The following is a 26,185-nucleotide window of genomic DNA, read 5'->3' as shown; positions in this document are numbered from 1 at the left end:
AGTGCCTGAAGCGGAAATCAACAGACTAGTTTAACACAGCCTTTTGTAAAAAAATGCTAGCAATCATTTGAAAGATACTGGACAACCTAAAATTAGACCCATGGGTAGGTCAAAACTTATTTTGGAAGGGGTTCTTGATTTTGAAGAAAAAGTTATTTCTTTTGCTAGCAGGTTCAATTTTATCTGCAGGAATGTTAACAGCCTGTAATAATGATAACGATGACCAAAATCCGCCGCCACCAGCCGTCGATAACAATCTAAATGATAATGATTTAAATGACAACAATTTAAACCGTAACAATTTAGACCGTAACAATTTAAATAATAGGAACAATTACGATGATGATAACATGGATTTAGACAACAGAAACAACCATTATCCAATGTCAGAGGACAAAAATACTAATACCGACAAAGACCCAATTAAGGATAGCAACACCAAAAAAGAAGAAATAATTGAAGATGATATTGACAGAAGAGACGCGGACAATAAAGACGAGTAATTCACAGCAATAAAAAAGGGACGGGCGTTAGCCTGTCCCTTCACTTATGATTTATTTGTTCGACTTCACTTTTAACTTCGGCTTACTTTGGATCTTTTCTCTAAATTCGGTGAGCAACGCGGGTCCTTCCAACCCTTTTTGAAGAAGGCTTTCGAGCAAGAGCTCAGAATAGTCGCTTTTATTCCGGCGGATTTTTCCCTCGAACAAAACGCTAATATGCTTTTCAAATTTAGTTAACGAGACAATTTTTGTTTGAAAATAAGCAGGAGCGTTCTCCTTCTTGGTAATTACAGCCTCAACAATAATGTCGCGATTTTGCTCGGAAATTTTTTGGAAATAATCATAGAGGGATAAATCTGTATACGCCTCAAGCAGCCATGTGGAGCGCTCGTCTTCCTTATTGAGAATTAAGCCATCTACTAACGGAACTTCAATCGAAGTATCATCTTCCACTACATCTAATGAGTACAATTTAAAAGATTTCATCATAACCTCCTGATTGCATTTTCCTAAATTATAACATATGTTCACCTAAAGCAAATGTCGAAAAGTTTTTGTCGAAATTTAGAAGATAAGTTTTTCAGAAAATCCACAAGCCGTTTTTTTACAAAAACCCTTTTGAAAAACCGTTTATCTCCTAAAAACCGGCCTAATAATGGTCTTTTCCCTGTTTTACAATAAGGACACCAACAGGCTATGCTAGTACCGTCAAACGAAGAAGGAGATGAAGGTATGATCAATCAAGTCACACTTGTTGGCAGGTTGACACGGGACCCCGAATTGAAACAGACGACAGAAGGGACGGCCGTGGCCCAAGTTACCCTGGCGGTGTCGCGTCACTTTCGCAACCAAAACGGCGAAATCGAAGCTGATTTTGTTCAATGCACACTTTGGCGGAAAACAGCCGAGAATACGTGTCAATATTGCCGGAAAGGTTCAGTACTCGGAATCACGGGGCGATTGCAGACGCGGAACTATGATAACAAAGAGGGAAAAAGGGTGTATGTCACAGAGGTGGTCGCGGAAACGGTCCAGTTCCTAAGCTCCAAGCCGCAGCCGCATGAAGTGGAAGCCCCTCCAAAAAAGGAGGAAGTGACGATTGGTGTCTAACGATGAAATGACCAGAAACCTTGAGCAATTATTGGAAAGTTTAATCAAAATGGTCGGAAATTCAAATAAGAATTTCGACAGCCTCCAAAAACGCGTTAGCCAGCTGGAATGGATTATTAAGGAACAACAGCATGAAATCAAGGAAAGAGACAACCTCATTAGAATTTACTCCTCTCGTCCACACGAACCTTCACCAACTATTCCATTTCGTTTTTAGGATTTTCAAAAATTATCCCCGCAATTGACTTTTTGATAAAAAATCAATGCCATCTCCGAGATGATCTCCACTTATCCGGCAGTTACTTGCCGGAATTTTTTTATGATTACACGTATAAAAATATTCCAACGGGATAAACTAATAGAAAAACCCCCCTGTTTTTTTAAAAGAAGCCGCTGAACTCATCAGCGGCTTCTTTGATTTAAGCCAAAAGAAATCCTTCGTGATGGTGCATGACTCCTCTTAATGAGCCTATCTGCCGAATACTCCTATTCATTTATGTAAAAATAGTGAACGTTCCAGAAAAATATGAGTTGGGATAAAATCACCTTAAAGGAATTTGTAAGTTATCGTCGAATAATGTTAGGTGATGTAAATTATTGTATTTTATGGAGGTAGGTATCTTTGTGGAGAAAAACTCAATAATATTTATTGGCAAACCAAACAGAAAGAAAAAAATAGAAATCGACAGTAAACCAAGCTTTTTTGATGCAGTCCAACTCTCAACTCGGTCGCCCCAAACATATGAGGTTACTCCTTATCAATCTATTCCATTTCATAAGAAAGCAATTATTCCCATCCATAGCTTTAATTCCGAAATTCATATTACGTACGAGCAGCATTCCTTACAGATCTATAAAGAAAATAATGATTTAACTGAAAAAGAAGTTTTTGAATGCCTAACCCATTTTGCCATTAAAGAAGGGAAAACGGTATCTTTTTTAACGGAATTCCCGAATGATAAAAAGAGACTGGCGAAGGACAAACCAAACAGTGCACTCACGGAAAGTAAGAAATTTAAAGCAATTCGATGCCCTAAAATTTAACACTGTTATGACACAGAATTGACACTAATATGTGTAATATGACAAAAAGTGATGTACTTTTAATCTTTTTGTAACATTACTGGCACATTCTTCTGGTATAAATAGAGTACTAAGGAAAGGAGAAAGTGTATGCAAACGACAAGAAAGCGTATCATTCTCGTGTTACTTACAATCATGTTATCAGTATCGGGGTCTATGGTTACATATGCACAAACAAGCACGGAAGCCCTACATAATGCTAAAGAAGAACTAGCGGAAAAACAAAGATTAGTAGAGCAAAAAGCGCAAGAAAAGCAGAATGTTAATCAAGAGATTGTAAAAATTCAACAAGAATTGAATGCCCTGAACAGTGATATTACAAAAAACAAAGAAGAAATGGCCAAAACGCAACAAAAAATAGACGCTACGAATGAACTCATTGAAAAAAAGAAACAAGAAATTGTTGTCCTCGAAGACAAGATCCTTGCCCGTAAAGGAATTATGAAGCAGAGAGCGGTCTCACTTCAACAAACGGATAATATTAATGTCATCATCAATTTATTCTTCGAATCTGATAGTATCTCAGATTTTATCCAACGCGCGAGCGCCGTTTCTACCCTTATGGATGCAGATAAAGATATTTTGACATCCCAAAAGGCAGACCTGCTGCAGATTGAGGAAGACAAAAAAGAGATTGATAGACAAGAACAAATTTTATTAGAAGATCAAGAGGATCTTGCGAAACAGCAGCAAATACTTGATCAAAACAGCCAGAAAAGTCAACAAACCTTAACCGTAATGCAACAAAAATATAGTCAAATCCTTAAACAAATGGCGCTTGCCGAGCAGGAAAAGGCAGGCATTGAATCACAACTGAGTGATATTCAAGCCAAAATTAAAAATGAACAAGAAGAGGCGAAGACCCGTACCACTTCAAAAGCAAAACCGGCGCCAACTTCAAATAAAGAAACAACTGCAGCCATCAAAGGGAAGGAAATGTATGTAACTGCGACAGCATACAGCCCGGAAGAATCCTTCCACATTACAGCAGCTGGATACAATATTAGGAAACATCCCAATATGAAATTAATTGCTGTCGACCCAAGAGTCATTCCACTTGGAAAAAAAGTCTGGGTTGAAGGCTATGGCATTGCTGTTGCTGGCGACACAGGCGGCGCAATCAAAGGCCATAAAATCGACGTATTACTGCCAACCACATCCCAATGCATACAATGGGGCAGAAAAACCGTAAAAATCATCGTATTAGATTAAAATCAAGACCTAACAGGAAACTGTTAGGTCTTTTTATATTGGTGCGGTGCCTGACACCCAAGCGTTGCTGAATTTGTTTTTATGAAATAAAATAAATTCATATTGTTACAAATTGGTAGTATGAGAGAGGGATCAGTTTAGTGATTGAGTTAAAATTGCGTACGATTTTAAAGAAGGTAAAAAGTGAGGATCCTCAAAAGAGATTTGAAGCACTTGACCAGCTTTTTCAATATAAAAAGGAAGAAGGGCTCGAGATTCAAATCGATGTTCTAAAGGATATGATCAAAACAGCGGCGTCCGGATTCCCAGATCCTGTTGACCGCTGGGACAACCCCTCCTTTTATCTTATTGACTTTGTCTGTGATTTTCCGATGCCGGAAGTGGTGGAAGGGCTCCTCAAGCATTTTGACGGCCTTGACTTGCAGGCAAAAGAGCGGGCAATTGAACTGCTGCTCATAACAGAAGACGAGGATATTTTTTATGTGCTTGAGGAAAAAATCGTCGAGTTAATCCAGACCGAGGAATTCCATATTCCAATCAATGAATTGGACCCTTATCCGATGCTGATTAAGGGAATCCTTGATAAAACCCTCGACAAGCTCAATTCAGAGCATTATAAATTGTTGCTTTATAGTTTAGTATTATCGCTGAACGACTCACGTCTAGAAAAAGGCTATAAGAAGGAGGTCATCCTTCCGTCATTGCTCAGAGATTATCACGTGGAGAAACAAGAGTATCTGAAATTTGACGCCGATTTTTCCAGCAAATACGTTTATACGGCTTGGAAGGATAGCTATTTTGCCGTTCGAACAAAAATGAAATTATTTATTAGCTTAATGGAATATTATTTTTCAGCCGACATCGGTGCCGAGTTGGAGCAGGCAATGACCTTCCGGGATCCGTTGATAAAAACGCAGGCGCTGTTGGTATGTGTGGCCAAAAACCTTCCGTATCAACAGAACAGGCTCGTAGAAGCAGCTGAGCATATTGAGAGTGCAGAAATGGTTTATTGGGAGTTAAAGGAAAGGAATCTAGAGCATCTGTATCCTATCAGGGAAGGAAAGCAGCCGCATTTGGCGAAGACGAGACTCTTTTCGACGATTATCAACATGCCTGAGGAAGAGGAGGGAGTCATCCGCTTTCCGGAAGACATTCAGGTCATCGATACAATCGAAACGGAAAACACATATCGCCAGCCGATACGCTATTATTTGCTGAGTTTCATGCATATCGGGACCCGATACGCGGGCTGGGCAGGCGGCTATGCGCTTGAGGATGGAGACGATACGGCCGAATTATGGGACGGCAGCTATACTGATTTTGTCGAATGGGATTCAGCCAGCATCGAAGAACATAAAGCTGCTTTTTTCAAAAAGAGAGCAGAGGAAAAGGAAGAACATGAGTCCAGTATTTACTTTGAAAGCTCGCCGCGGCTAAGTCGAGGTGCCTGGTTCTTCCTCAGCCTCGCGGTGGTTCACTGGATTAAAGAGGCGGTAACAGGGTTTCCGAAAGACGGGATTCCTATCTTAGTGGCACTAACCGTTATCGGTGGTGCGATGTGTCTTTATGAACTTACCAAAAATAAGAAAAGAAAAATCCAGGTCATTGGCCAGCAGCTAGTGATGGTAAACGGAGCGAAGCAGCACACCATCGGCTTGCATGAAATCAAAAAAGTAGAGTATAGCAAAAAACACGTTCTCATCTATAACAAGAAAAATGAAGTCGCGTTTTCATTCCCACTCCGCTGGGTCCGCTACGAACTCTTTCACATGCACATGCTTGAGCACACCGACCATCTAAAAGACCGGCCATATATACAAGCATAAAAATAGGGCCACATAGCACCCAACACAGAATGGTACGCCAATCAACAACACGATGGTGTACCGTTTTTTTTTATCAGTCGCAAAAAGCACGGTGCCTGACACCGTTAACCCCATTAACAATTGGCTGATACAATAATTGGTGCCTGACACCAAAAACACCATTGCCACTGGTCTCATACAGCAAGAAGTGCCTTTGTAAATAGCATAATAAAAAGGAATTTTAATAGTAGTAAAGAAAGTAAAAATTCAGATTCAGAATGAAATTGTTACAGCTTGAGTCATAAAAGTTGTGAACTGGGAAAACCACAAATTTATTGGAATTACGAAAAAAAGGGGAAATGATTAATGAAAAAGCGAGCACTGGGTCAAAATGGTTCTTTGGTATCTGAGATTGGTTTAGGTTGTATGGGGATGTCATGGTTATATGGTGAGGCGGAGCGAAGTGAAAGCATTGCAACAATCCACGCAGCACTCGAGGAAGGCATTACACTCTTTGATACCGGAGACCTTTATGGCAGCGGTCACAATGAATTACTTTTACGTGAGGCTTTACATGGGAGACGTCGAGACAATGCTTTCATTGCAGTAAAATTCGATGGAAAGTTTCACTACCCTGACAAAAAGAATGAGGAGGTTGATAACCGTCCTAATACAGTTAAGAATTTCCTTACGGATACATTAAAGCGCCTAGGTGTTGAGTATATCGATCTCTATCAGCCATCTCGCATAAATCCCAATGTACCTATCGAGGAAACCATTGGTGCAATGGCAGATATGGTAAAGGCCGGGTATGTGCGTAACATTGGACTTTCTGAAGTAGGCGTTGAGACCATTCGCCGTGCTCATTCAGTACATCCGATTAGTTGGTTGCAAATGGAATATTCACTATTTAATAGAGGCGTTGAATTGAATATTTTACCAACCTTAAGGGAATTAGGAATTTCGCTTTCGGCTTACGGCGTTCTTTCCAGGGGCTTATTGAGCGGTAATTGGTCAAAAGATAGAGTTATAGGATCGGATGATATGCGTGGTAAAGCACCTCGTTTTGTCGACGGAAATCTGGAAAAGAACTTAGCCCTTGTAGAGGAATTGCGTAAAATTGCTGAAGAAAAGCAAGTAACGGTTGCACAGATGGCCATTGGTTGGGTTTTATCCCAGGGTGATGATGTTATCCCACTAATTGGTGCAAGAAGGCGGTCGCAACTTCACGAATCATTAGGTGCAGTTAAGCTGAAATTAACCGCAAATGACCTCTCACGAATAGAAAAAGCCGTACCTCGAGAACTTGTTGCCGGAGAATATTACGCGGTACCACGAAAAAAATGGTTCATTCAATAATTAATACAAAGTATTCGAAAGTCATTCCGGGTTCGTCCAAACAATGACTTATAAAAATACCCCTTTAGACATCGGATCTAAAGGGGTAAAGTTTTTAAAAACACAAAGACATTATTTCAAATGATCATTCAAAACACTTTCCTCTAATACAGAAAACTTATCCCCATAAACCCTCTCAATATGATTCTCGCCCCATGTACAAAGCGAATTCAAGATCCCCTCTAGGCTCCGGCCGTATTCACTCAACTCATACTCAACCTTGGGGGGAATCTGGTTATAAATAATCCGGTTAATTACGCCATCATCCTCCAGCTCCCGTAGCTGCTGGGTCAACATTTTCTGCGTAATATTCGGCATCAGCCGCTTTAATTCACTCGTCCGCTTTTTCCCATGCGTCAAATGGCAGAGAATCACACACTTCCACTTCCCACCAATCACCTCAAGCGTCGCCTCAACCGATATATTATATTTTTTCTTCTCCATCTTCATCTTCCTCCTCAATTCGCGGACTTTCAGGCAGACAGGCACTAAAAAGTACCTATGGCACCGCGAGGTATCTATATCACTTTAAAGTGCGTACTTCCGATAATCCCACATATCCTCCATAATAACATTTGCCGGGTGAAAACAATCATACCTTTTTAAATAAACCTACACAAATGAGGAGGAACATTTATGCCTTTAAATAAACAGCAAAGCACATTCGCACTACTGGCCTTAGCTATCAGCGCCTTCGCGATCGGAACCACCGAATTTATCAGCGTCGGCCTGCTGCCGCTCATTGCACAAGATTTGCACATTCCCGTCACCACTGCTGGGCTGACCGTTTCCCTATACGCCCTCGGGGTAATGTTCGGAGCGCCAGTGCTAACATCAATAACATCACGCATGTCACGGAAAACCCTATTACTAGGGATCATGATTGTCTTCATCATTGGTAATGGAATCGCCGCGAGCGCAACAACCATCAGCGTCCTGCTCGCAGCGCGCGTGATTTCAGCTTTAGCACATGGCGTCTTTATGTCGATCGGTTCGACCATCGCTGCAGATCTCGTCCCGGCCAACCGCCGCGCGAGCGCTATTTCAATTATGTTCTCTGGCCTCACCGTTGCCACCGTCACCGGCGTGCCATTCGGAACATTTATCGGCCAACAATACGGCTGGAGGCTTGCCTTCATCCTTATCGTCATCGTTGGAATCATCGGCTTCATTGCCAACTGGATTCTCATACCTTCTTTTTTGAAAAAAGGAACCCAGACTAGCGTGCGAGATCAGTTCAGACTCCTGACCAATGGCCGGCTCGTACTTTTATTCGTCATCACGGCCCTGGGGTATGGCGGGACATTTGTTGTCTTTACTTATTTGTCACCATTACTACAGGAAATAACCGGATTTAACGAGAGTTCGATTGCGATAATTTTACTGGCGTACGGATTGGCGATCGCCATTGGCAACATGATGGGCGGCAAGCTCTCGAACCGCAATCCAATTGGATCGCTATTTTATATGTTTATCGTTCAAGCCGTTGTTCTGTTTGTCCTAATGTTCACCGCGCCCTTCAAAATCGCGGGCTTAATTACGATTATTTTTATGGGATTGCTCGCCTTTATGAACGTACCAGGACTGCAAGTTTACGTGGTCATCCTTGCAGAACGCTACGTCCCAAGCGCCGTCGATGTGGCATCAGCCATAAACATCGCCGCCTTCAACGCGGGAATCGCCATCGGCTCCTACCTAGGCGGCACTATCACTGATACGCTAGGCCTTATCCACACCACCTGGATTGGAGCATTAATGGTCCTCGCAGCAGCTATTCTGACAGGGGTAAGCCGTGCGTTGGAAAAGAAAGACTTGGAATCGATAGAGTCAACGGTGTCAGGCACCACAAAAGTACACTTGTCCTCTTGAGGAGAACATTCAAGTGAATGAACTTAATAAAATTGGAGGTTTTTAAAAATGATAAACAATTTACAAAGTACAACAACATTAAATAACGGGGTAAAAATGCCATGGTTTGGCCTTGGTGTCTTTAAGGTTGAGGAAGGACCGGAGTTAGTGAACGCGGTGAAAGCGGCAATTAAACATGGTTACCGGAGCATTGACACGGCTGCCATCTATGGAAATGAAGAGGGAGTAGGACAAGGGATAAAGGAATCAGGCATCGCTAGAGAAGACTTATTCGTCACATCAAAGGTTTGGAATGCCGACCTTGGCTACGAATCCACCTTAGCAGCGTATCAAACAAGTCTAGATAAGCTAGGTTTAGAGTACTTAGATCTCTACCTCATCCACTGGCCAGTAGCTGGCAAATACAAGGAGGCATGGAGAGCATTAGAGACCCTTTACAAAGAAGGACGCGTGCGAGCGATTGGGGTCAGCAATTTCCAAGTACACCATTTGGAAGACCTATTGAAGGATGCAGAGGTCAAGCCTATGGTGAATCAAGTTGAATATCATCCACGCTTAACCCAAAATGAAGTTCAAACATTCTGCCGTGAAAATGGCATACAGATGGAAGCCTGGTCACCATTAATGCAAGGTCAATTATTAGACAATGAAGTATTAGCGGGAATTGCCGCAAAATACAATAAATCTGTCGCCCAAATCATCTTGCGCTGGGATCTGCAAAACGGAGTCGTCACCATCCCAAAATCAACAAAAGAACACCGAATTATCGAAAACTCACAAGTATTCGACTTTGAACTAACACAAGAAGATATGTACCAAATCAACGAGCTCAATAAAAACCACCGCGTCGGCCCAGACCCTGACAATTTTGATTTTTAATATATTTAGATAGGGATGCTATTTTAGCATAAGACCAATCTTCATCCGAAGATTGGTCTTTTTTATTCCTCGATTTACCGTTCAAGGAAAAAATCGTCTATTGCGGTAAAGGAGCCCTGTTGCATTTACCGTTAAAGGGGAAATTCGTCTCCACCGGTAAATCGAGCACAGCGAAACCTGGTGTCAGGCACCGTACATGGACACATTTGTGGTTATTTTTCCCAAAATTTTGTTATAATTATTAAAAAATTGAAATTAAGGGGTGGGAAGGATGTCCAATAGAATGACAAAAGATAGTTGGAATGCTAGTTTATATGATCAAGAGCATGCATTTGTTTCTCATTTTGGCGGGGCATTGCTCCAATGGCTTGAACCAAAGCGAGGTGAAAAAATTCTCGATCTTGGCTGTGGAACAGGGGATCTGGTCAACCAAATGAATCAACTGGGTGCAACCATAATTGGGATAGATAAATCCGAAAACATGGTCCAGCAGGCACAACAAAAGTATCCTGGACTTACCTTTCGGGTGCAGGACGCTGCTACCATGTATTATAGGGACGAATTCGATGCCGTTTTTTCTAATGCCACACTGCATTGGGTGAAAACTCCGAAACAGACCCTGCAATCCATTTACCAGGCCTTAAAACCTGGGGGTCGATTTATTGCAGAATTCGGCGGGAAAGGCAACGTCCAAAAAATCACCGACGAACTTATTCATCAATTAGGAGCCAGCTATCAAACGGAGCAATTTCCATGGTATTACCCTAGCATCGGTGAATATACCTCCTTAATGGAACAAGTAGGATTTCGAGTCACCCACGCCCAACACTTCGACCGGCCTACACCATTAAACGGAGAAAATGGATTGCGTAACTGGATTAAGATGTTCGCCACAAGTATGCTGGAAGGCCTCGCACCCGAGACCAAAGAGCGCATCATAACAGAAGCCACCCAAAATTTAAGAGAAGTTTTATATCAGAATGGTACATGGGTCGCGGATTATAAGCGGATTCGTGTGTTAGGAGTGAAAGAGTGATCATAAAGGGGCTGCTTAAGGCCCTTTTTGCTGTGTGCTCAATAGATTCATGATATTTATAGTGCAAAACAACCTCTAAAAATGGATATTTATGTTAAAATAAAATTAGCAAAGGGGGTTAAAAATATGACTCTACCAACAAAAAAATGGTTCTCGTTCAGCTTCATACTCGCCTTAGTGGTAAGTTCGAACTTCCTGATTTACCGCCTTGAAAGTATAGGACCACTCCCAACAGGAATGGCCTTAGGTTCCTTATTTGATTTCATCATCACCATACCGTTACTCGTGTACTTCTTCATCCTCAGAAAACGCTATTCCCTAAAATATCTACTCCCAGTGATGCTGTTGGGATACGGCGTTGCGGTCCTAGTGATTCCGCATCACCTCCTGTCGGCCTACTCCTTTGTAAAATATATCCTATTAGCCGGCGAGGCTGCTTTTTTCCTGATTGAACTTTACGTTGTCATTCAGTTGCTGGCAAAAATACCTGCGATCGTCAAAAGTTACCGCAAGTCTGAAAGCGAATTTCCCACTTTCACTTATCGAATGAAACAAGCATGGGATCAGCACCTCAAACCATCTAGGGTCCAAGAAATCTTTTTCTCTGACGTGACCATGTATTATTACAGCTTATTCTCTTGGCGGAAAAAAACACCCCTACCTGTTGAAAGCCAGTACACCTACCATAAAAAAACCGGCACAATCACGCTATACGTCATGCTCATTCACGCACTAGTTTTGGAATCAGTAGGGTTTCATTTTCTCCTTCATTCGTGGAGTCCGCTCGTTGCCATCATCGCTCTCGTATTAAATGTGTATACCTTATTATTTTTTCTCGCAGAAATTCAGGCGATTCGGCATTGCCCGATTATCATCACGGACCAATATATCTATCTGCAGGTCGGCATCATAAAACAGTTAATTGTACCACTAAAGGAGATTAAAAGTATTCATCCCTACGATGGCCCAGAAACATTAGCAAAAGAGGAAGCAACAAAAGTTTTCGACGCGATCCCTGCTGATTTTTTCAAAGAAAAACCCCAGTTTGAAGTGGAGTTTTATCACCTGTTGGAAGCGAAGCTCATGTATGGATTCAAGAGAAAAGTGACTAAAGCGCACCTCCGTCTCGATGACCCGCAAAAATTTTACAAAACACTCTCGGCAAAAATAGGCGAATCTTTCTCAGATTAATACATGCACTTCCTGATTTGGTAAATAATATCCACGAGGTGATTATTGGATAAAAATAATTTAGCACTCACATCCTCCGAAATAGGGACACTATGGGGAGAGTATGTGAATGGAACAATGACTGATGTAGTAAATAGATATATGGTCTCTATCATTGATGATGAGCAAATAAAAGCTATTTTTGAGGAAGCTATTGATATATTCGAACGACAAAAGAGACAAATCGTCACTTTTATCGAGGACGAGGGATTTCCTGTTCCAATTGGATTTAATGAATCCGATCTATTTAAAGATAAACCGAGATTGTTCACGGATATATTTTGCCTAAATTATCTACATATCATGGCATTACATGGTTTGCTAGGGCACAGCACTGCACTAGCTGTCGCGGTTAGAAAAGACTTAAGGGATTTTTACGGTTCATGCGATAACGATGCGAAAAGGATGTATAATCAAACCATTGATTTACTGCTAGAGAAAGGAAGTTTTCAAAGAGACCCTCAATTCTATCCAGCTGAAAATCCAGAATACGTTTCCAGCCAAGATTTCACCGATGGTTTCTTTGGAAAAGGGAGGAAATTAGCTGCGACTGAAATCATCAGTATTTCTTTAAATCTAAAAAAAAGTATAATGGCCAAAACGCTATCAATCGCATTCAGTCAAGTTGCTCAAACCAAAGAAGTAAGAAAATTTCTAACGGATTCAGAAAAAACTGCGGATCAACAAATCAAGTCCTTTTCAAAAATTATGCAAACTGATAATCTGCCAGTTCCGAAATCTTGGGAAACAGAAGTAACAACGTCGACGAACTCGCCTTTTTCCGATAAATTAATGCTGTATCATATTGGCTTCTTGTTTCAAGCAGCACAAAACTATCATGGTGCCGGGCTTGCAACAGCGATGAGAACCGATCTTGTGGCAGCGTACGAAGGGACAATTTTAAAAAACCTAATGGTAACAAAGAAGTGGTTTGATATTATGGTGAAAAATAAATGGTTAGAACAACCACCACTTGCTCCGAATCGAAATGAAATCGCCAAAGAAATGTAAGTATCCCCGTTTAAAAAACCATCCTCTTTGAAAAAAGGATGGTTTTTTTATAAGGCGTTATCTTACTTATTACATTGCTCCGTTAATCAGGTTTTCAATTTGTGCTTGTGACAGTTGCTCACGTGCAATCTCTACATCTTTTCCACTACCGATCAACACTAGATCATCATGATTCGATAAAGGTTTTCTTCCTCTGGGTACAGACTCTGTGTACTTTTTCCAAACACCATCGATCTTAGCGACCGATAAGTCGCCTCTTTTCATCAGCAACCCATCAATACTTTTCGGCAGTTTCAAACCTTTAATAAATTGCTTATTTGAAAAATAAAAGTCTTCGTCCATTTTTTCAGCTCCTTATTTACTAGTAGTATATGTTCATTTATGAATTTTCATCGGTCTGGATCAACTATCTGCATGTGTGGTTGTTATACTAAATATCTCAACAAAAAAAGAAGCTCTCATTTCTAGGAGGCTTCCATAACATTTAAAGTGTATTAATGAACACGGATGATTTCGTAAATATTTTCATCATAGTGAACCCTGGTATGCTTCGACTCAAGTCGTTCAAATTCCTCAACTTCATCAAATGACTCGCCAAACCACCAGTTTTTGAGTTCAAATAAAAAGTTCGTAAGCATGATAATTTCCTCCCTATAGTAGGTTAATGGATTCTTATGTCTCTATTATACTTGTGAATCCATTCACATAAAAGCGGTTACAAAATACGCGGAATAGCAAAATTATACAGAAAAATGAGAGAGTTAAGGCAAATATCTTCCCATCGTTTCAAGCATAAATACCAACAAAAAAAGGATAAAACCATTGCGGCTTTATCCTCTTTATAACATAGTGGTGCCTGACACCCAAAACATTATTGTCACTATCCTCAACTAACAAATGGTGCCTGACACCACCAAAGTGTCCTTCTCAAATGGAAAATAGGGGGGACTGTCCACGGGCGGTGCCTGACACTACCACCATCATCATCACTAACATCACCCCAGATACACCAAGTCCTTAAGTTCATCGGTCGATAATTCGGTGATCCAGTTCTCACTTTGGATGATTTGGTCATTTAGGAATTGCTTTTTCTCGAGCATTGCGTCGATTTTTTCCTCAAGTGTTCCGGTGCAAATCATCTTATGCACGTGGACAAAACGAGATTGCCCGATACGATAGGCGCGGTCAGTAGCTTGATTTTCAACTGCCGGATTCCACCAGCGATCATAGTGGATGACGTGATTGGCTGCTGTCAAATTCAGCCCGGTTCCGCCGGCCTTCAGTGACAGCAAGAACACCGGGAACTCATTGTTCTGGAACTGCTCAATCATCTCGTCGCGCTTCACTTTCGGCACACTTCCGTTTAAGAATGGCACCTCGATGCCGAATTTCTTCTTCAACGTGCTTCGAATCATTTCACCCATTTCGATATATTGGGTGAAGATCAGACAACTTTCGCCCTGTTCCAAAACCGCATCAATTAATTCAACAAGTTTCTCCAACTTATTCGAACGCTCAAGCAGTTCGCGCCCAGCCGACTTTTCCTTCAGATAGAGAGCAGGGTGGTTACACAACTGCTTCAACCGGCTTAGCATTTGTAAAATTAACCCTTTGCGCTCAAAGCCAGATAGTTTCTCAATTTCTGCGAACGTATCATGAATCAGCTGCTCGTATAACGAAGCCTGTTCAGCCGTAAGCGGACAATATTCCTTTTGCTCCAGCTTGTCAGGAAGATTCAACGCAACTTCTTCATCCTTTTTCGTGCGGCGCAGCAAGAACGGCCGAATCAACGATTGCAGCTGCTGCACTTTTTCCTTCTTCTCATCTTTTTCAATTGGAATCACAAACTTTTTCTGGAATTGCCCCAAGCTGCCAAGATAGCCATGATTGGTAAAATCAAAGATCGACCACAGCTCAGATAAGCGGTTTTCCATCGGCGTCCCTGTAAGGGCAATGTGGTGGCGGCCGCGCAGCCTGCGTACAGCCTTCGACTGCTTGGTCTGGGCATTCTTAATATTCTGTGCCTCATCGATGGCAATCGAACTCCATATCAGCGATTCAAACTCCACCAAATCGATATGACTAAGCCCATATGAAGTTAAAACAATATCGGCATCTTTTGCCTTCTTGACAAAAGCTTCCTCCTTCAGACGATTCGACCCGTAATGCAGATACACATTCATCTCCGGAGCAAACCGCTCAATCTCCTTCTGCCAGTTCCCAAGCACAGAAGTCGGGCATATAATCAGTGCAGCCTTTGTCGGAACCTTAACAGCAGGCGCAGCAGTGGCATCCTCATCTTTTTTGCGGCGCTTTTTCACCTCATTTTGGGTGTCAGGCACCAACGCCAGCTCATCCCCAACCACTTCTTTCACCTTCAATAAATAGGAAAGTAACTGGACGGTTTTCCCAAGTCCCATGTCATCCGCAAGGGTGGCGCCAAATCCATACTGGCGCAGGAACCAGAGCCAACTCATGCCGAGCTGCTGGTACGGTCGGAGCTCTCCCTGTAAACCAGACGGCACATCCTCGAGTGGTATTTCGTGTACCTCCGACAGCTGCTTGATCATCTGCTTCCACTGGCGATTCAACTCAATTTGAATTTTGGCAAATGCCTTTGGATTCTCCAGCTCATCTTCAGTTGCTTCCGACTCCATCAATTCCTGCTCAAGCAAATCACGGACATGCAAGCCTTCTTTTTCGGCACGTTTCATCATATCCTGAATATGTCGAATAAACTGCGGGTCCAGCTTCACCCAGCGACCGCGAATAAAAACAAGCCGTCTTTTTTCCTCGACAAGTTTCCCAAACTCATCTTCGGACAGGTCGACACCATTCATTGAAAAGCGCCAGTTAAAATCAAGCATAGCCTGGAGCCCGACAAAAGACGGCCGATGACTAGAAGTACCTTTCAGCGATGCTTTCACCTTCAAGTTAGCATTTTTCATCGCCTGCCACCAAGAAGGGAGGAGAATTTCAACATCCAAGGCTACCAACGTCTCACTCGCCTCCGTCAAGAACATCCACGCTTCTTCCTCACTTAGATGCGTTTTGAAAAAGCCGTCTTCGCCTAACCACGGAATCAAACGGGCCCAGCGTTCCCGCTCACGGTCGACTTTTTCCAAAAACGGCTTCCACTTCGCGGGGATCTTCGCGGAGCCCTCAACATCATAAACATCATCGACATTTTTCTTTCCTCGTATAAATAAATCCAGGCTCCACGCACCTTCACCATCCAGCGGCTCATCTAGGCGGAGCCCAATCGTAAACGGCGTGTCGCTTTCCTTAATTCCGACCCATTCCAGCCAGCTTTCTTCATCAAAATAGCGAGCAAGTTCGCTGCCGGAAATATTTTGCTTCCGCAGTAAATCTAGCTTCGGTCCAAATAGCTCCTTCATCGCGGCATTCCGCGTCAAGTAGCCATCCAGGGCATCATTGTACAAGTCGGAAATGTAGTTTTTCGTTGTCCCGAGGTTGTGGTCTATCGAATTATCATCATCGATACTGGGTTCTTCGATCATTTGCTCCCAAAACGATGGGTCGAACTCATCCTTAACGCGCTCAGGAAGTTTCCAGCGGAAATCGCCATGCTCCCAGACCGAAAAGTCAGGCAGCCAATCTTTTTCGAGGATTCCTTCATAAAGCGCAGCGCCGGCCGCAAGACAAATCTCAGATTGTTCATTCCAGTCCCATTCGATATAGCGATTAAACGACTCCTTGGCAAAAAGCGAGACCAAATGCCAACTGCTCACAACCACACCTTCGACACTGTTCACTATCTCGGTTTCAAGGAGCGTTCCAAAGAAGCTTTCCTCATGACTGCTGAAAACGAGATTCTTCCACCTAAATGGACTCATCACACGACCTTGCTCATCCTCAGCAGTAAGAAGAAAACGGCCTTCCCCAATTTTAGTTGTCAGCAATTTCATAAACCTTGTTTTAAGCATCGATACAAAACTCCTTTTAGTGGGGGAAAAGAACATCATAGGCTATTTTACTAGCTGAAGGTTTCCAAATAATGTCTAATTGTACAAAACCCCTTAAAAATCGTACAAAACATATAAAAAATTGCACAAAAGCTCCTAAATTCGTACAAAACCATAATAAAATTGCACTAAACCCAATGGGAAATGTACAAAACAAAAATAATAAATAAATCAATATCCATATACCTAAATAAAGTCTATACAAAACAAGAAAATGTCCGTGATAAATGGACAGAATTTCAAAAGTGTTCACGGGCGGTGCCTGACACCAACAATGACACAAAAGTTCACCAATAAGTTCAAAGAAAAATCCATATTCCTTTATTATAACCAAAAATGTGTGGTTAGAGGAGGGCGATGCCTGAATTATCTTGATAGCGGGATGTTCGGGATTAAAATAGCTCACTTTAAAGTGATACCAGCGCCTATTATTATTTTAAAAAAAATGACAGCAAATAAAAGCACAAAAAAGCCCGCAGCACATTGGCGAGCTTCATGAATGCACCCAAATTCTTCACAAATCCAGCACTGGTTGTGATTTTACCCCCTGAATGATAACCCATTTTCCTTCAAAGCGGACCTAAGTTTAGGTAATGAAGCTGGTCCCATGCCGTGAAATTGCAAAACCTCTTTTTCAGTAAACGTTGATAGTTGCTGCAAAGTAGTTATCCCGTTGTTTTCTAATGCCCGTCTTGCTGGTGCCGAGAGTACTGAAAGGAATCCATCAGCAGGTTTGCGTTCGTTCTCACACGTTGGGCAGGTCGGACAGTCGCTGCTTTTATAAAATTGGTGTCCTTGATCGCAAGTCTTTAAATTTTTTTCAGAAGTAGTCATTTGAAACCGTCTCCTTTTTTATAAAATATTGTTGATTATTCAAATAAATGCGAGCCAAAGGCTAAAAACAAAAGGTGCCAGCAAAATCGGCACCTTCTTTCCGCTAACCCTCAATCAACTTACTCCGCTTACACTCCTCATGGAAAGCCCGCAGCCGCTTCGTCCGTTCCAGCAATGTATCCAAGAAATACTCCCAATCATCGACCCGTTTCAACTTTTTATAAAGTGTCCGCAGTTTCTTTAAATGCCGCACAGCCAAACGATAACTGGCCCGGTTCTTCTGATCAATCTCCTTCTGCGCGGTCTGATGCAGCATCCCGAGCAGCACCTCAGGCTGCTCCTTTTCAATCAGTTTCAACCGGTCCTTCGGCAACTCATAATAATCCAAACCAATAAACGCCTGCAGTTCGCCCCAGCGGTCATACTGCTTCCGCTCAAACAATACCATCTCATAATCGCCAAAACTATAGGGAAGCATTGCCAGCAGCGCCCGCTCATACAAATCCACCCGGTCACTCTCTGCACAATAAGGTGCCACTGCCCGCAGTGCATTCCGCACAAACGTCGCGCAACTATGATAACCGCCAAGCTGCTCCAAATAACCCTTCACTTTTTGCAAAAATAACTCAACCACCGCGCCGACACGCTTCCACGCCTTTAGCCCAGATAAATACTCAATCCAAAACACTAGATATGGCGTAATCTCGGCATCACTAAATGGCCGGACCAACTTCAGGGCCGCCTCATCATCTCCAAGCAAGAAATTCAAATGAATTCCAGCCAGCATTAATGGCGCCGGACTCTCCCAATCTTGGAGCTCCTTCAGCCGTGCCTGAATCTTCACCAGTTCTTCTTCACGCCAGGCCTTCTTTTTGAAAAAATGAATCCACAACAGCCGGTACAAGAAAATCCGCTCATACTCCAACCCCTGTGTACAGGTCAGGAGCTCAAACGTGTCCGCCCGCAAATTATCAACAAACTCATCAAAATCAAACGGCAGCGACTGCGTGCCAATCTTAATCGATAGATCCTCGGCATCATCCATCAAATTATGGAACAAATGCAAATAAGCCCGCCTCACTGTATCGTCATCATGACCCAACTGATCACTCAATCGAGCCAACTTTCGAAACGACACGACAATCCCGACCAACTCATACAGCAGGCGCCATTCCTGCTCCACTGGCGCACTCGCATGAATCCGGCGCTCATAAATTCCAAACAACTCCGGAATCACATACGGACTCGTGTACTTCTTCGTCGCCAGCAACGTATCAAAACTGACCTCAAACGAATGAACCCAGCGCCCATAATCTGGCTTTGACGACCCATTCGCCTTAATCAAATCCTTCGCCGTCTGCAAACCCCAGCTCGAAATTGACTTCGATTCCTGCATCGGCTCGCGCCAATCGGCCACCCAATCAGTCACACTACCGACCCTGGCATACGCAGCAAAAAACACCGCCATCTGATGCCGGCAAAAGCCCTCCGCTGGACATGAACACTCACTATGCGACAAAAACTCAAAATTCAACTTCACATAACAAGGCGTCACATCCTGAACCGTCGCCGTTATCTGCTCATTCCATATCTGTAACTGCTTCACCAGCCCTTGCCGGTACAACATCAAACCCTTCTGAACCAGCCGCGCGTCCTCCGTCACTGTTGGGTGCAGCAATTCCCGCACCTGATCCCCAAAAAGCTCAATCCTCTCACTTGCAGGCGTCGACTCCAAAGCCACAACCCCCTTTACCAAAACCAGTCATTTTTAAATAAAAATCCATATTCCACTATTATACCCAAAAAATCGGTGTCAGGCACCATGTGAAAATTTCACATGTGCCTGACACCAAAAATGTAAATGACACCAAAAAGGCAATAAAATATAATGGATAATTTTAGAAAATAAATGCTATAATTTGGATGAAAAAGGGGGGTACATATGAAAAATCATTTGAAGGTTTGGCTCGTTGCTATGATTCTATTTAGCTTGCTTATGGGTACAGCACAATCGACCACATATGCCGCTAGCAGTAAGAAGATTCTTGGAACTGAATTTACCAATGGTCTCGTTTTATTTAAGCAGTATGGCAAGTATGGAATGCTCGATAAAAAAGGGAAGGTCGCCATTAAACCACTATACCAAGCGATCGATCAATCGAAGCGAACCAATTTATTACGGGTGAAAAAGAATAATAAGTACGGGTTTATTAATCAAAAGGGAAAAGTCATTGTCAAACCGCAGTATGATTTTGCAGAGGTTGGCTTGAATAATCCAATCATCGTTATAAAGAACAGTAAGTATGGATTGATCAGCACATCTGGTAAAACGATTGTGAAACCAAAATATGAAACGATTGGAGATTTCCAGAATGGTGTTGCCTATTACAAAAGCAACGGTAAGTATGGAATTATCGATACAAAAGGCAAGATCGTTCTACCGCCAACCTATGAAAAAATCACCGATAACATGAATGGCGTGTTCACAGTCTCCCAAGAAAATAAGTTCGGATTAATCAATAAGCAAGGGAAAGTCATCGTAACCCCAGCTTATACATCCATAAACCCTTTTGCAAAAGGGTTATTTAAAGTAAAAAGTGATGGGAAATATGGAATCATTAACGCAAGCGGTCAAACAATTGTCATCCCCAAATATGATGGGATATCTGAGGTTTTTAATGGTTTTGCCCAAACGAGATTAAATGGAAAATGGGGTTTCATCAGCAGTAAGGGGAAAATGATTGCTGAACCGGTTTTTGATTCGGTTAGTGTGTTTAGAAGGGGCTTAGCACCAGTTATCACGGATAGTAAACTGGGCTATCTTGATACAACTGGAAAAATAATCATTCAACCACAATATGAGGAAGCCTACGATGGTGATGGAAGTGCGCTTTATGAATTTTGGCAAAATGCAGCCGTTGTCGCTAAAAACGGGAAATATGGTTTGATTAATAAACAGGGTCAAGTGATCCTCGATTTCAACTATGACTCGATTAGTTTGTTTAATAAAAGTGGCTTAGCGATCATTAGGCAAAATAATAAATATGGAGTTGTAAATGTTACGGGAAAAGTCATCGTCCAGCCAACCTATGACTATTTAAGACTAGCAACCTATGGCGATGGTCAGTTTACGGATGATTTTGTTATTTTTAAAAAGGATAACAAAGAAGGCGCGCTGAATGGCAAAGGTAAAGTTTTCATTCAACCTAAATATGACCGACTCGATCCATTCCAGTATAAAGGCTTGATTCGAGTGAAGCAAGGCTCGAAATATGGACTCCTGGCGTCAACAGGGAAAGTACTGGTCAAACCGAAATATAGCGACATTCAGCCTTTTTACAAGAGCGACTATAATTTAGCTCTTGTTGAATATAAAGGTAAATATGGTTTTATGAATGCTAAAGGTAAAATCGCCATCATCCCTCAGTATGACGAAGTGCGATCTTTCAAAGAGGGGCTTGTTTACGTGAAGAAAAACGGAAAAGCAGGCTTTGTTGATAAAAAAGGAAAAGTAGTCATTAAATTGACCTACTTTTAATAGGATTCACTTGCAAAAAAAAAGAGCCAGCCCCTTAAAACAATCAAGGGGTTGGCTCAATCTTTGTAACTTCAGTTTTTGATAGACTAGAAAAATATTCAAATAAGTGCGTTAAATAGCTGTTAAGCTCGAAACCATCCTCATTAGCAAACTCCGATAATAGCAGTTTATTCTCCTTCAACCTCGTTACCCCCTCGATTTTGAATCTATCCTCATTATTGCCAAACTATCATTCTCTTATACCTGTAAAAATACAAAAAAGTGGGGAATTTTGGGTTAGCGTTTATGACATGACTATTCTACAATGTAGGGAAGGAGTGGTTTAATTGAAAGAAATAATTCTCATGCTTACTGAACTTTTAAATAATATCCATGATTTTATTCAACTATATGTGAATGATTATTTGAATCTTGGTTTAAATGATAAAGATTTACACTTTTGGATCATGGGTATAATAGGGATCTTTGTCTTTGTGGTTGTCCTTATTTTTTCTAAAATTATCTCTAAAATGCCCTATGGGATCACTATCCTATCATTCCTCTATACTTTCACGTTTATGGTAGTTTTGGTTTTTGCCATCGAAATACAACAAGCGATCACGAATAGAGGGAACATGGAGTTTGAGGATGCCATCGTCGGATTATGGGGATACATTGCATTTTTCATCGCCTTCGCAGCCATAGCTTGGGTATTCCTAATCGTGAAGAGATTTTTAGGTAAACTTCTAAAAAAATGATCAATCCAGGCTTGAGTGCCTGGATTTTTTTATGTAGTGGGGGAGCTGGAAAGGTTTGGTGATGGAAAAAGGCAAGTGGCCGATAACGGGCTGAAAGTGGCAGATAAAATCAGTAAGTGGCCGATAAAATAAAAAAGCGGCAGATAAAAGGCACCAAGTGGCGGATAAATCCTAAAAGCGACCGATAAAATCCCACCCACTAAAAATTGAAGGCCAGATTTTTATAAAAAAGGGTATCATCAGAGAGAAATTCAGTTTCAAAAACAAGTTTCGAAGCAGGGTCCTCTAGAAATCCAGGCTGGAGCACCAGTACCTGGATTTTTAAGAGGCACTTGCTAATAGTAAGGATATCCATACCCATACCCATAATTAGGGTATCCATAACCATAACCATATGAATGTAAGAAGGGGCTGCCATACCATCCCCCGAAAAATGGACTTCCAAAATGAAAAGGATGATAATGAAAAACGTGTGGCCGTAAAAATATCCGTCTAACTTCATTTTCTTTAAATAATGATTGATCCATTTATAACCATTTCCCTTTTTTAATGTAGTTTAAAGCTCAAATACCTTTTATGGAATAAATTCCTCTGGTACCTCTTTCTTTTTTTCCTCAATAATAATTTGCGTACCTGCGTTTGCTTCCAAAGTAACCCCTAAGGATTGCAGCCAATCCCCGAGATTGGTGATTCGTTGCGCTTCCAGCGTGAGCGTTTCCTCATCCGTATACAGCTGTTTAGTCGTACCAACACCTTCTAGAAATTGTCCTGCGGTTTGAATCCATGCTCCCAGTAAAATCTGTCTTTCATTGGCATCCTCTTTGATTTCCTCACTAACCAACATAATCTTAGATAAATAAAATGCCTCCATGAGTTGACCAATAAATTGAATCCAGACGGCAACAGAGACTTGTTTCTCAAGCTGTTCAAGCAATTCTTCATTATCAGAAGTACTATTCTCCTTGGCTGGCTTTGCCTTTTCTGTTTGAGCATTCACTGTATTTCACTCCATTCACTATATCCTTATGCAAATAATTGGGGGAATGCCCTTAAAAAATTCATCATTTTTGCTTGAAAGCATGCAAAAAAAGCAGTGTGGAAAACTCACACTGCCTCAGCTCATCGTATCACAATAAACGGCCGCATCATTTCATAATCTTCATGCTCTAGCATATGACAATGCCAGACATACAGCCCTGTAAAGGGACCAAACTTCATGATTATCCGTGTGACCTGATTCGGGTCTGCGCGAACAGTATCCTTCCAGCCGCGTTCATAGGGTTCAGGCGGAATCGCCGGACCGGTGTAATGGATTATTTTCTCCTGGTTATACCTGTCAACATCGAACCCCCGCCGGTCTAAGATTTGAAACTCCACTAAGTGTAGATGAATCGGATGGGAATCCTGGGATAGATTGATCAGGTACCAGATTTCAGTGGAGCCCAGCTTTGGATTTTCAGAAATCGGGTCATCCCACTGTTTATTATCCAATAACATTAATGGACGCCCCATTTGATCCATACTGTCATTTAAAGTTAAGTATCGCTCTTTAGAGGCTGACTGTTCATGCATGACCGGAATAGGCATCATAGAAGCCGGAATCACACTCGTATCAACACTAGACAAAGGGAGGGTCACTCGAAACTGCATCACGCTCCTCGTTTGCTCATCCACTGGCTTTCCACTTGGAAAGGGGGCAGGCGCATCATTAGTCATGATAATTTTCCTGCCCTCCAGATTGGTGAAATCAATGATCACCTCAGCCCGTTCTGCCGGTGATAACAGAATCTCCTTGACACCTATTGGCTGCTGCATCAATCCCCGTTCCGTTGCAATCAGATACATCCGTTGGCCTGAATCCAGCTTTATCCGAAAGAAGCGGCTATTAGAGGCATTAAGAAGCCGAAAGCGATATTTACGAGGCTCCACTTTTAAAAAAGGATATACTTTACCATTCACCAAAAGGGTATCTCCAAAAAATTCAGGAACGATCGAAGTTTCTAATCCTGGGACAGGTTTTTCTGGCTGCTTCGGGTAATAAAGCGAACCATCTTGATGGAAAGCTTTGTCTTGAATTAGCAGGGGAATATCATATTTTCCACTTGGTAAATTCAAAGAACGCTCCCGCTGGTTCCTGACGAGGTAGAATCCCGCCAATCCGGCATAGACATTGAGCCTTGTAATCCCCAGGGCATGGTCATGATACCAAAGCGTACACGCATGATCGCAATTCGTATAATGATAGACTTGCTTTTTAAAGTAAGGCCCCACTTTTTCAAAACCCTTAGTAAACCAAGCCTCGGGATAGCCATCGCTTTCCCATTCCACGCAGGCACCGTGGACATGTACCACCGCCCGGACGTCTGGCACATCCTTATGGGCGCCGTGAACCGTATAGTCGATCGGCAAGAGATGTTTATCTGGAAGGTCGTTGCTCCATTTGATATACACATTTTCGTTGCTTTCCACCTCAATGGTCGGACCCGGATAGATGCCTTCGTAGCCCCAAACGGTTGTATCATTCAACTCGCGGTGGAGTGATTGCTTAAATTCCGTCATCTTCACTTCATAATAAGTATAAGATGAATCTTTCCATCGGGGGTTTAAAATCGGGGGAATCGGGAGTTCATCTACAAATCTAGAGAGATTTTTCATAAGAAATACTCCCTTCAATCGAATAGTTGTCATCACAGTACTTTATGACGCAGATTATGAGAATATATCAAATTCGGTAGAATTGGCCTGACCACTAAACTTTGTATGACCGGTGTGTGTCACATGTGGTACTTAAATCATATACTGGGTTTGAAACTAGGTAGATGTATGACATATGCATAAAAGGGGTAGGAAAAATGGATCTCAAATGGATTTTAGCGATCGATGCAGGCGCCTACGAGGTGAAAGGTAGAACAAGGGACCATGTGTTTAAGTTTAGGTCAACCATTGGACCTTACCGCCATCTTCATTTGGTGAATGCTGATGGAAACCAAATGGAAGCTGGAGACTACATCGTCGAGTATGAAGATGAGAAGCTGTTCTTGGGGAATATCGCCTGGCGGGAATGCCATGCGATCAGAGAGCCGAGAGATATTTCGAAAGCGCATGAAGAAACAAAGATCAGAGTACTGGTGGCCGTTCATCAGTATGGAAAAATAAGAGGGAATTGTGTAGTAATTGGGCAGCCGATCCGTGGCATGGTGGATAAAGACAGGGATATGATTGAGAAGATGCTGAAAGGGTCACACACGATCACGGTGAACAATATAAGGAAAACATTCTCCATCGATGATGTTAGGGTTGCACCTGAAGGGTCTGGGGCATACTTCAGCATGGAAGACAGGCCAGAGGAGATTGCAAACATCATCGACGCTGGAAGTAGTACCTTCAACTATTTAAGAGTGGAAGATGGCTATTTTATTGACAGGAAAAGCGGGACCCTTGCTTTCGGGGCTGAAACACACATGGACATAACAGAAAAACAAATGGCTGAAGCCATCCTGGCGGAAATTCGGGGCAAATGGGACTTGGTCGAGCCGACATATCTTTGCGGGGGAATTGCTGAATATCTTTACCCATATGTTAAAAGGCATTTTAAAAATATCCAGCTAATCAAACCCGTCCTCTACCGGGCGAACGGGCCCAAAGTATACAGTCCGCAATATGCCAACGCATTCGGGTATTATTCTATGGGGAAAGCGGTCTTTGCTGATGAATGAACTGAATCGTAAGGTCAAGTCTGTCCCTTTCAACCTTGATGACCCCTATGAAAGAGAGCTTCTAGAGCACTGTAACCAGTACATTCAGTTTGCCACATATATCAAACGCCTGATTCAACGGGATATGGAACAAGGTGGAGTAATTCGTAAAGAACAGCAGGTAAAACCGATCGACAAGTCAAAGTTGAAAAGCTTCGGTCTATAAACCCCAATACGGGGTCTTTTTTTTGGAAACAAT

At 42.2% G+C, this 26,185-nt stretch carries 27 protein-coding genes; 16 read left to right on the top strand and 11 right to left on the bottom strand.

Features of this window, described 5'->3' with window-relative positions:
• Nucleotides 1-140 precede the first annotated feature (140 nt).
• Entirely contained in the window at nucleotides 141-503 is a 363-nt protein-coding gene (locus tag FS608_RS13415) for a hypothetical protein (protein WP_144550780.1), read from the top strand.
• A 51-nt stretch (nucleotides 504-554) separates the two neighbouring features.
• Here FS608_RS13415 and FS608_RS13410 read toward each other — a convergent pair whose 3' ends face one another.
• Complete coding sequence (locus tag FS608_RS13410) at nucleotides 555-989, bottom strand: YwpF family protein (RefSeq protein ID WP_144550779.1); 435 nt, start codon at nucleotides 987-989, stop codon at nucleotides 555-557.
• Between the two features lie 246 nt (nucleotides 990-1,235).
• Here FS608_RS13410 and ssb point away from each other — a divergent pair, with 246 nt between their 5' ends.
• The 6 genes from ssb to FS608_RS13380 all read left to right on the top strand — a co-directional run bounded on the left by ssb (nucleotide 1,236) and on the right by FS608_RS13380 (nucleotide 7,072).
• Nucleotides 1,236-1,613: a single-stranded DNA-binding protein gene (gene ssb / locus FS608_RS13405; protein WP_144552126.1), complete on the top strand. Its 378-nt coding sequence runs from the start codon at nucleotides 1,236-1,238 to the stop codon at nucleotides 1,611-1,613.
• Nucleotides 1,606-1,830, top strand: a complete 225-nt coding sequence (locus tag FS608_RS13400) for a hypothetical protein (protein ID WP_144550778.1) — start codon at nucleotides 1,606-1,608, stop codon at nucleotides 1,828-1,830. The genes ssb and FS608_RS13400 overlap by 8 nt, the downstream gene beginning before the upstream one ends.
• Before the next feature lie 389 nt (nucleotides 1,831-2,219).
• On the top strand, nucleotides 2,220-2,657 hold the full coding sequence (locus tag FS608_RS13395) for a hypothetical protein (RefSeq protein WP_222127347.1): 438 nt from the start codon (nucleotides 2,220-2,222) through the stop codon (nucleotides 2,655-2,657).
• A 129-nt stretch (nucleotides 2,658-2,786) separates the two neighbouring features.
• Entirely contained in the window at nucleotides 2,787-3,908 is a 1,122-nt protein-coding gene (locus FS608_RS13390; protein WP_144550776.1) for a 3D domain-containing protein, read from the top strand.
• 140 nt (nucleotides 3,909-4,048) lie between these two features.
• A complete protein-coding gene (locus FS608_RS13385; RefSeq protein ID WP_144550775.1) occupies nucleotides 4,049-5,734 on the top strand; it encodes a hypothetical protein in 1,686 nt (561 codons plus the stop codon).
• A 345-nt stretch (nucleotides 5,735-6,079) separates the two neighbouring features.
• Nucleotides 6,080-7,072 carry an aldo/keto reductase gene (locus FS608_RS13380; RefSeq protein WP_144550774.1) on the top strand — a complete coding sequence of 331 codons (993 nt, stop codon included), beginning with the start codon at nucleotides 6,080-6,082 and terminating at the stop codon, nucleotides 7,070-7,072.
• Nucleotides 7,073-7,183: 111 nt separating this feature from the next.
• Here FS608_RS13380 and FS608_RS13375 read toward each other — a convergent pair whose 3' ends face one another.
• Entirely contained in the window at nucleotides 7,184-7,555 is a 372-nt protein-coding gene (locus FS608_RS13375; RefSeq protein WP_144550772.1) for a winged helix-turn-helix transcriptional regulator, read from the bottom strand.
• A 192-nt stretch (nucleotides 7,556-7,747) separates the two neighbouring features.
• On the opposite strand from FS608_RS13375, the gene FS608_RS13370 reads away from it, so the two are divergent.
• From FS608_RS13370 to FS608_RS13350, 5 genes are all read left to right on the top strand, one after another.
• Nucleotides 7,748-8,980: an MFS transporter gene (locus tag FS608_RS13370; protein WP_144550770.1), complete on the top strand. Its 1,233-nt coding sequence runs from the start codon at nucleotides 7,748-7,750 to the stop codon at nucleotides 8,978-8,980.
• A gap of 48 nt (nucleotides 8,981-9,028) precedes the next feature.
• Entirely contained in the window at nucleotides 9,029-9,859 is an 831-nt protein-coding gene (locus FS608_RS13365) for an aldo/keto reductase (RefSeq protein ID WP_144550768.1), read from the top strand.
• Between the two features lie 271 nt (nucleotides 9,860-10,130).
• A complete protein-coding gene (locus tag FS608_RS13360) occupies nucleotides 10,131-10,895 on the top strand; it encodes a class I SAM-dependent methyltransferase (protein ID WP_260871679.1) in 765 nt (254 codons plus the stop codon).
• Between the two features lie 126 nt (nucleotides 10,896-11,021).
• Complete coding sequence (locus FS608_RS13355) at nucleotides 11,022-12,086, top strand: hypothetical protein (RefSeq protein WP_144550766.1); 1,065 nt, start codon at nucleotides 11,022-11,024, stop codon at nucleotides 12,084-12,086.
• Between the two features lie 45 nt (nucleotides 12,087-12,131).
• Nucleotides 12,132-13,136, top strand: coding sequence for a DUF3231 family protein (locus FS608_RS13350; protein ID WP_144550764.1), 1,005 nt, complete (start codon nucleotides 12,132-12,134; stop codon nucleotides 13,134-13,136).
• 69 nt (nucleotides 13,137-13,205) lie between these two features.
• Here FS608_RS13350 and FS608_RS13345 read toward each other — a convergent pair whose 3' ends face one another.
• The 5 genes from FS608_RS13345 to FS608_RS13330 all read right to left on the bottom strand — a co-directional run bounded on the left by FS608_RS13345 (nucleotide 13,206) and on the right by FS608_RS13330 (nucleotide 19,691).
• Nucleotides 13,206-13,478, bottom strand: a complete 273-nt coding sequence (locus FS608_RS13345; protein ID WP_144550762.1) for a hypothetical protein — start codon at nucleotides 13,476-13,478, stop codon at nucleotides 13,206-13,208.
• Nucleotides 13,479-13,630: 152 nt separating this feature from the next.
• The gene (locus tag FS608_RS30260; RefSeq protein ID WP_186328724.1) at nucleotides 13,631-13,774 is read right to left on the bottom strand and encodes a hypothetical protein; all 144 of its coding nucleotides are present in this window, start codon (nucleotides 13,772-13,774) and stop codon (nucleotides 13,631-13,633) included.
• Between the two features lie 357 nt (nucleotides 13,775-14,131).
• Nucleotides 14,132-17,083, bottom strand: coding sequence for a DEAD/DEAH box helicase (locus tag FS608_RS13340; protein ID WP_144550760.1), 2,952 nt, complete (start codon nucleotides 17,081-17,083; stop codon nucleotides 14,132-14,134).
• Nucleotides 17,084-17,662: 579 nt separating this feature from the next.
• Complete coding sequence (locus tag FS608_RS13335) at nucleotides 17,663-17,956, bottom strand: RNA polymerase alpha subunit C-terminal domain-containing protein (RefSeq protein ID WP_144550758.1); 294 nt, start codon at nucleotides 17,954-17,956, stop codon at nucleotides 17,663-17,665.
• Between the two features lie 103 nt (nucleotides 17,957-18,059).
• On the bottom strand, nucleotides 18,060-19,691 hold the full coding sequence (locus tag FS608_RS13330; RefSeq protein WP_144550756.1) for an SWIM zinc finger family protein: 1,632 nt from the start codon (nucleotides 19,689-19,691) through the stop codon (nucleotides 18,060-18,062).
• A gap of 207 nt (nucleotides 19,692-19,898) precedes the next feature.
• Here FS608_RS13330 and FS608_RS13325 point away from each other — a divergent pair, with 207 nt between their 5' ends.
• Nucleotides 19,899-21,494 (top strand): WG repeat-containing protein, encoded by a 1,596-nt coding sequence (locus FS608_RS13325; protein ID WP_144550754.1) that lies wholly within the window; start codon nucleotides 19,899-19,901, stop codon nucleotides 21,492-21,494.
• A 43-nt stretch (nucleotides 21,495-21,537) separates the two neighbouring features.
• Here the strand turns inward: FS608_RS13325 and FS608_RS30255 are convergent, their stop codons facing one another.
• The gene (locus tag FS608_RS30255; protein ID WP_186328723.1) at nucleotides 21,538-21,675 is read right to left on the bottom strand and encodes a hypothetical protein; all 138 of its coding nucleotides are present in this window, start codon (nucleotides 21,673-21,675) and stop codon (nucleotides 21,538-21,540) included.
• 145 nt (nucleotides 21,676-21,820) lie between these two features.
• Here FS608_RS30255 and FS608_RS13320 point away from each other — a divergent pair, with 145 nt between their 5' ends.
• Nucleotides 21,821-22,231 carry a hypothetical protein gene (locus FS608_RS13320; protein WP_144550752.1) on the top strand — a complete coding sequence of 137 codons (411 nt, stop codon included), beginning with the start codon at nucleotides 21,821-21,823 and terminating at the stop codon, nucleotides 22,229-22,231.
• Nucleotides 22,232-22,430: 199 nt separating this feature from the next.
• Here FS608_RS13320 and FS608_RS30790 read toward each other — a convergent pair whose 3' ends face one another.
• The 3 genes from FS608_RS30790 to FS608_RS13305 all read right to left on the bottom strand — a co-directional run bounded on the left by FS608_RS30790 (nucleotide 22,431) and on the right by FS608_RS13305 (nucleotide 24,886).
• Nucleotides 22,431-22,733, bottom strand: coding sequence for a hypothetical protein (locus FS608_RS30790; RefSeq protein ID WP_144550750.1), 303 nt, complete (start codon nucleotides 22,731-22,733; stop codon nucleotides 22,431-22,433).
• 72 nt (nucleotides 22,734-22,805) lie between these two features.
• Nucleotides 22,806-23,228, bottom strand: a complete 423-nt coding sequence (locus tag FS608_RS13310) for a hypothetical protein (protein WP_144550748.1) — start codon at nucleotides 23,226-23,228, stop codon at nucleotides 22,806-22,808.
• A 122-nt stretch (nucleotides 23,229-23,350) separates the two neighbouring features.
• Nucleotides 23,351-24,886, bottom strand: a complete 1,536-nt coding sequence (locus tag FS608_RS13305) for a multicopper oxidase family protein (protein ID WP_144550746.1) — start codon at nucleotides 24,884-24,886, stop codon at nucleotides 23,351-23,353.
• A gap of 164 nt (nucleotides 24,887-25,050) precedes the next feature.
• Here FS608_RS13305 and FS608_RS13300 point away from each other — a divergent pair, with 164 nt between their 5' ends.
• Both FS608_RS13300 and FS608_RS13295 read left to right on the top strand, forming a co-directional pair.
• Nucleotides 25,051-25,947, top strand: a complete 897-nt coding sequence (locus FS608_RS13300; protein ID WP_144550744.1) for a ParM/StbA family protein — start codon at nucleotides 25,051-25,053, stop codon at nucleotides 25,945-25,947.
• Complete coding sequence (locus FS608_RS13295) at nucleotides 25,940-26,152, top strand: hypothetical protein (RefSeq protein WP_144550742.1); 213 nt, start codon at nucleotides 25,940-25,942, stop codon at nucleotides 26,150-26,152. Before FS608_RS13300 ends, FS608_RS13295 begins: the two co-directional genes overlap by 8 nt.
• The last annotated feature ends 33 nt before the right edge of the window (nucleotides 26,153-26,185 follow it).

The sequence above is a fragment of the Bacillus sp. X1(2014) genome, from assembly GCF_007678255.1.
The sequence above is the reverse complement of the archived record's forward strand: the minus strand, read 5'-3'. Positions and strand labels throughout refer to the sequence as shown.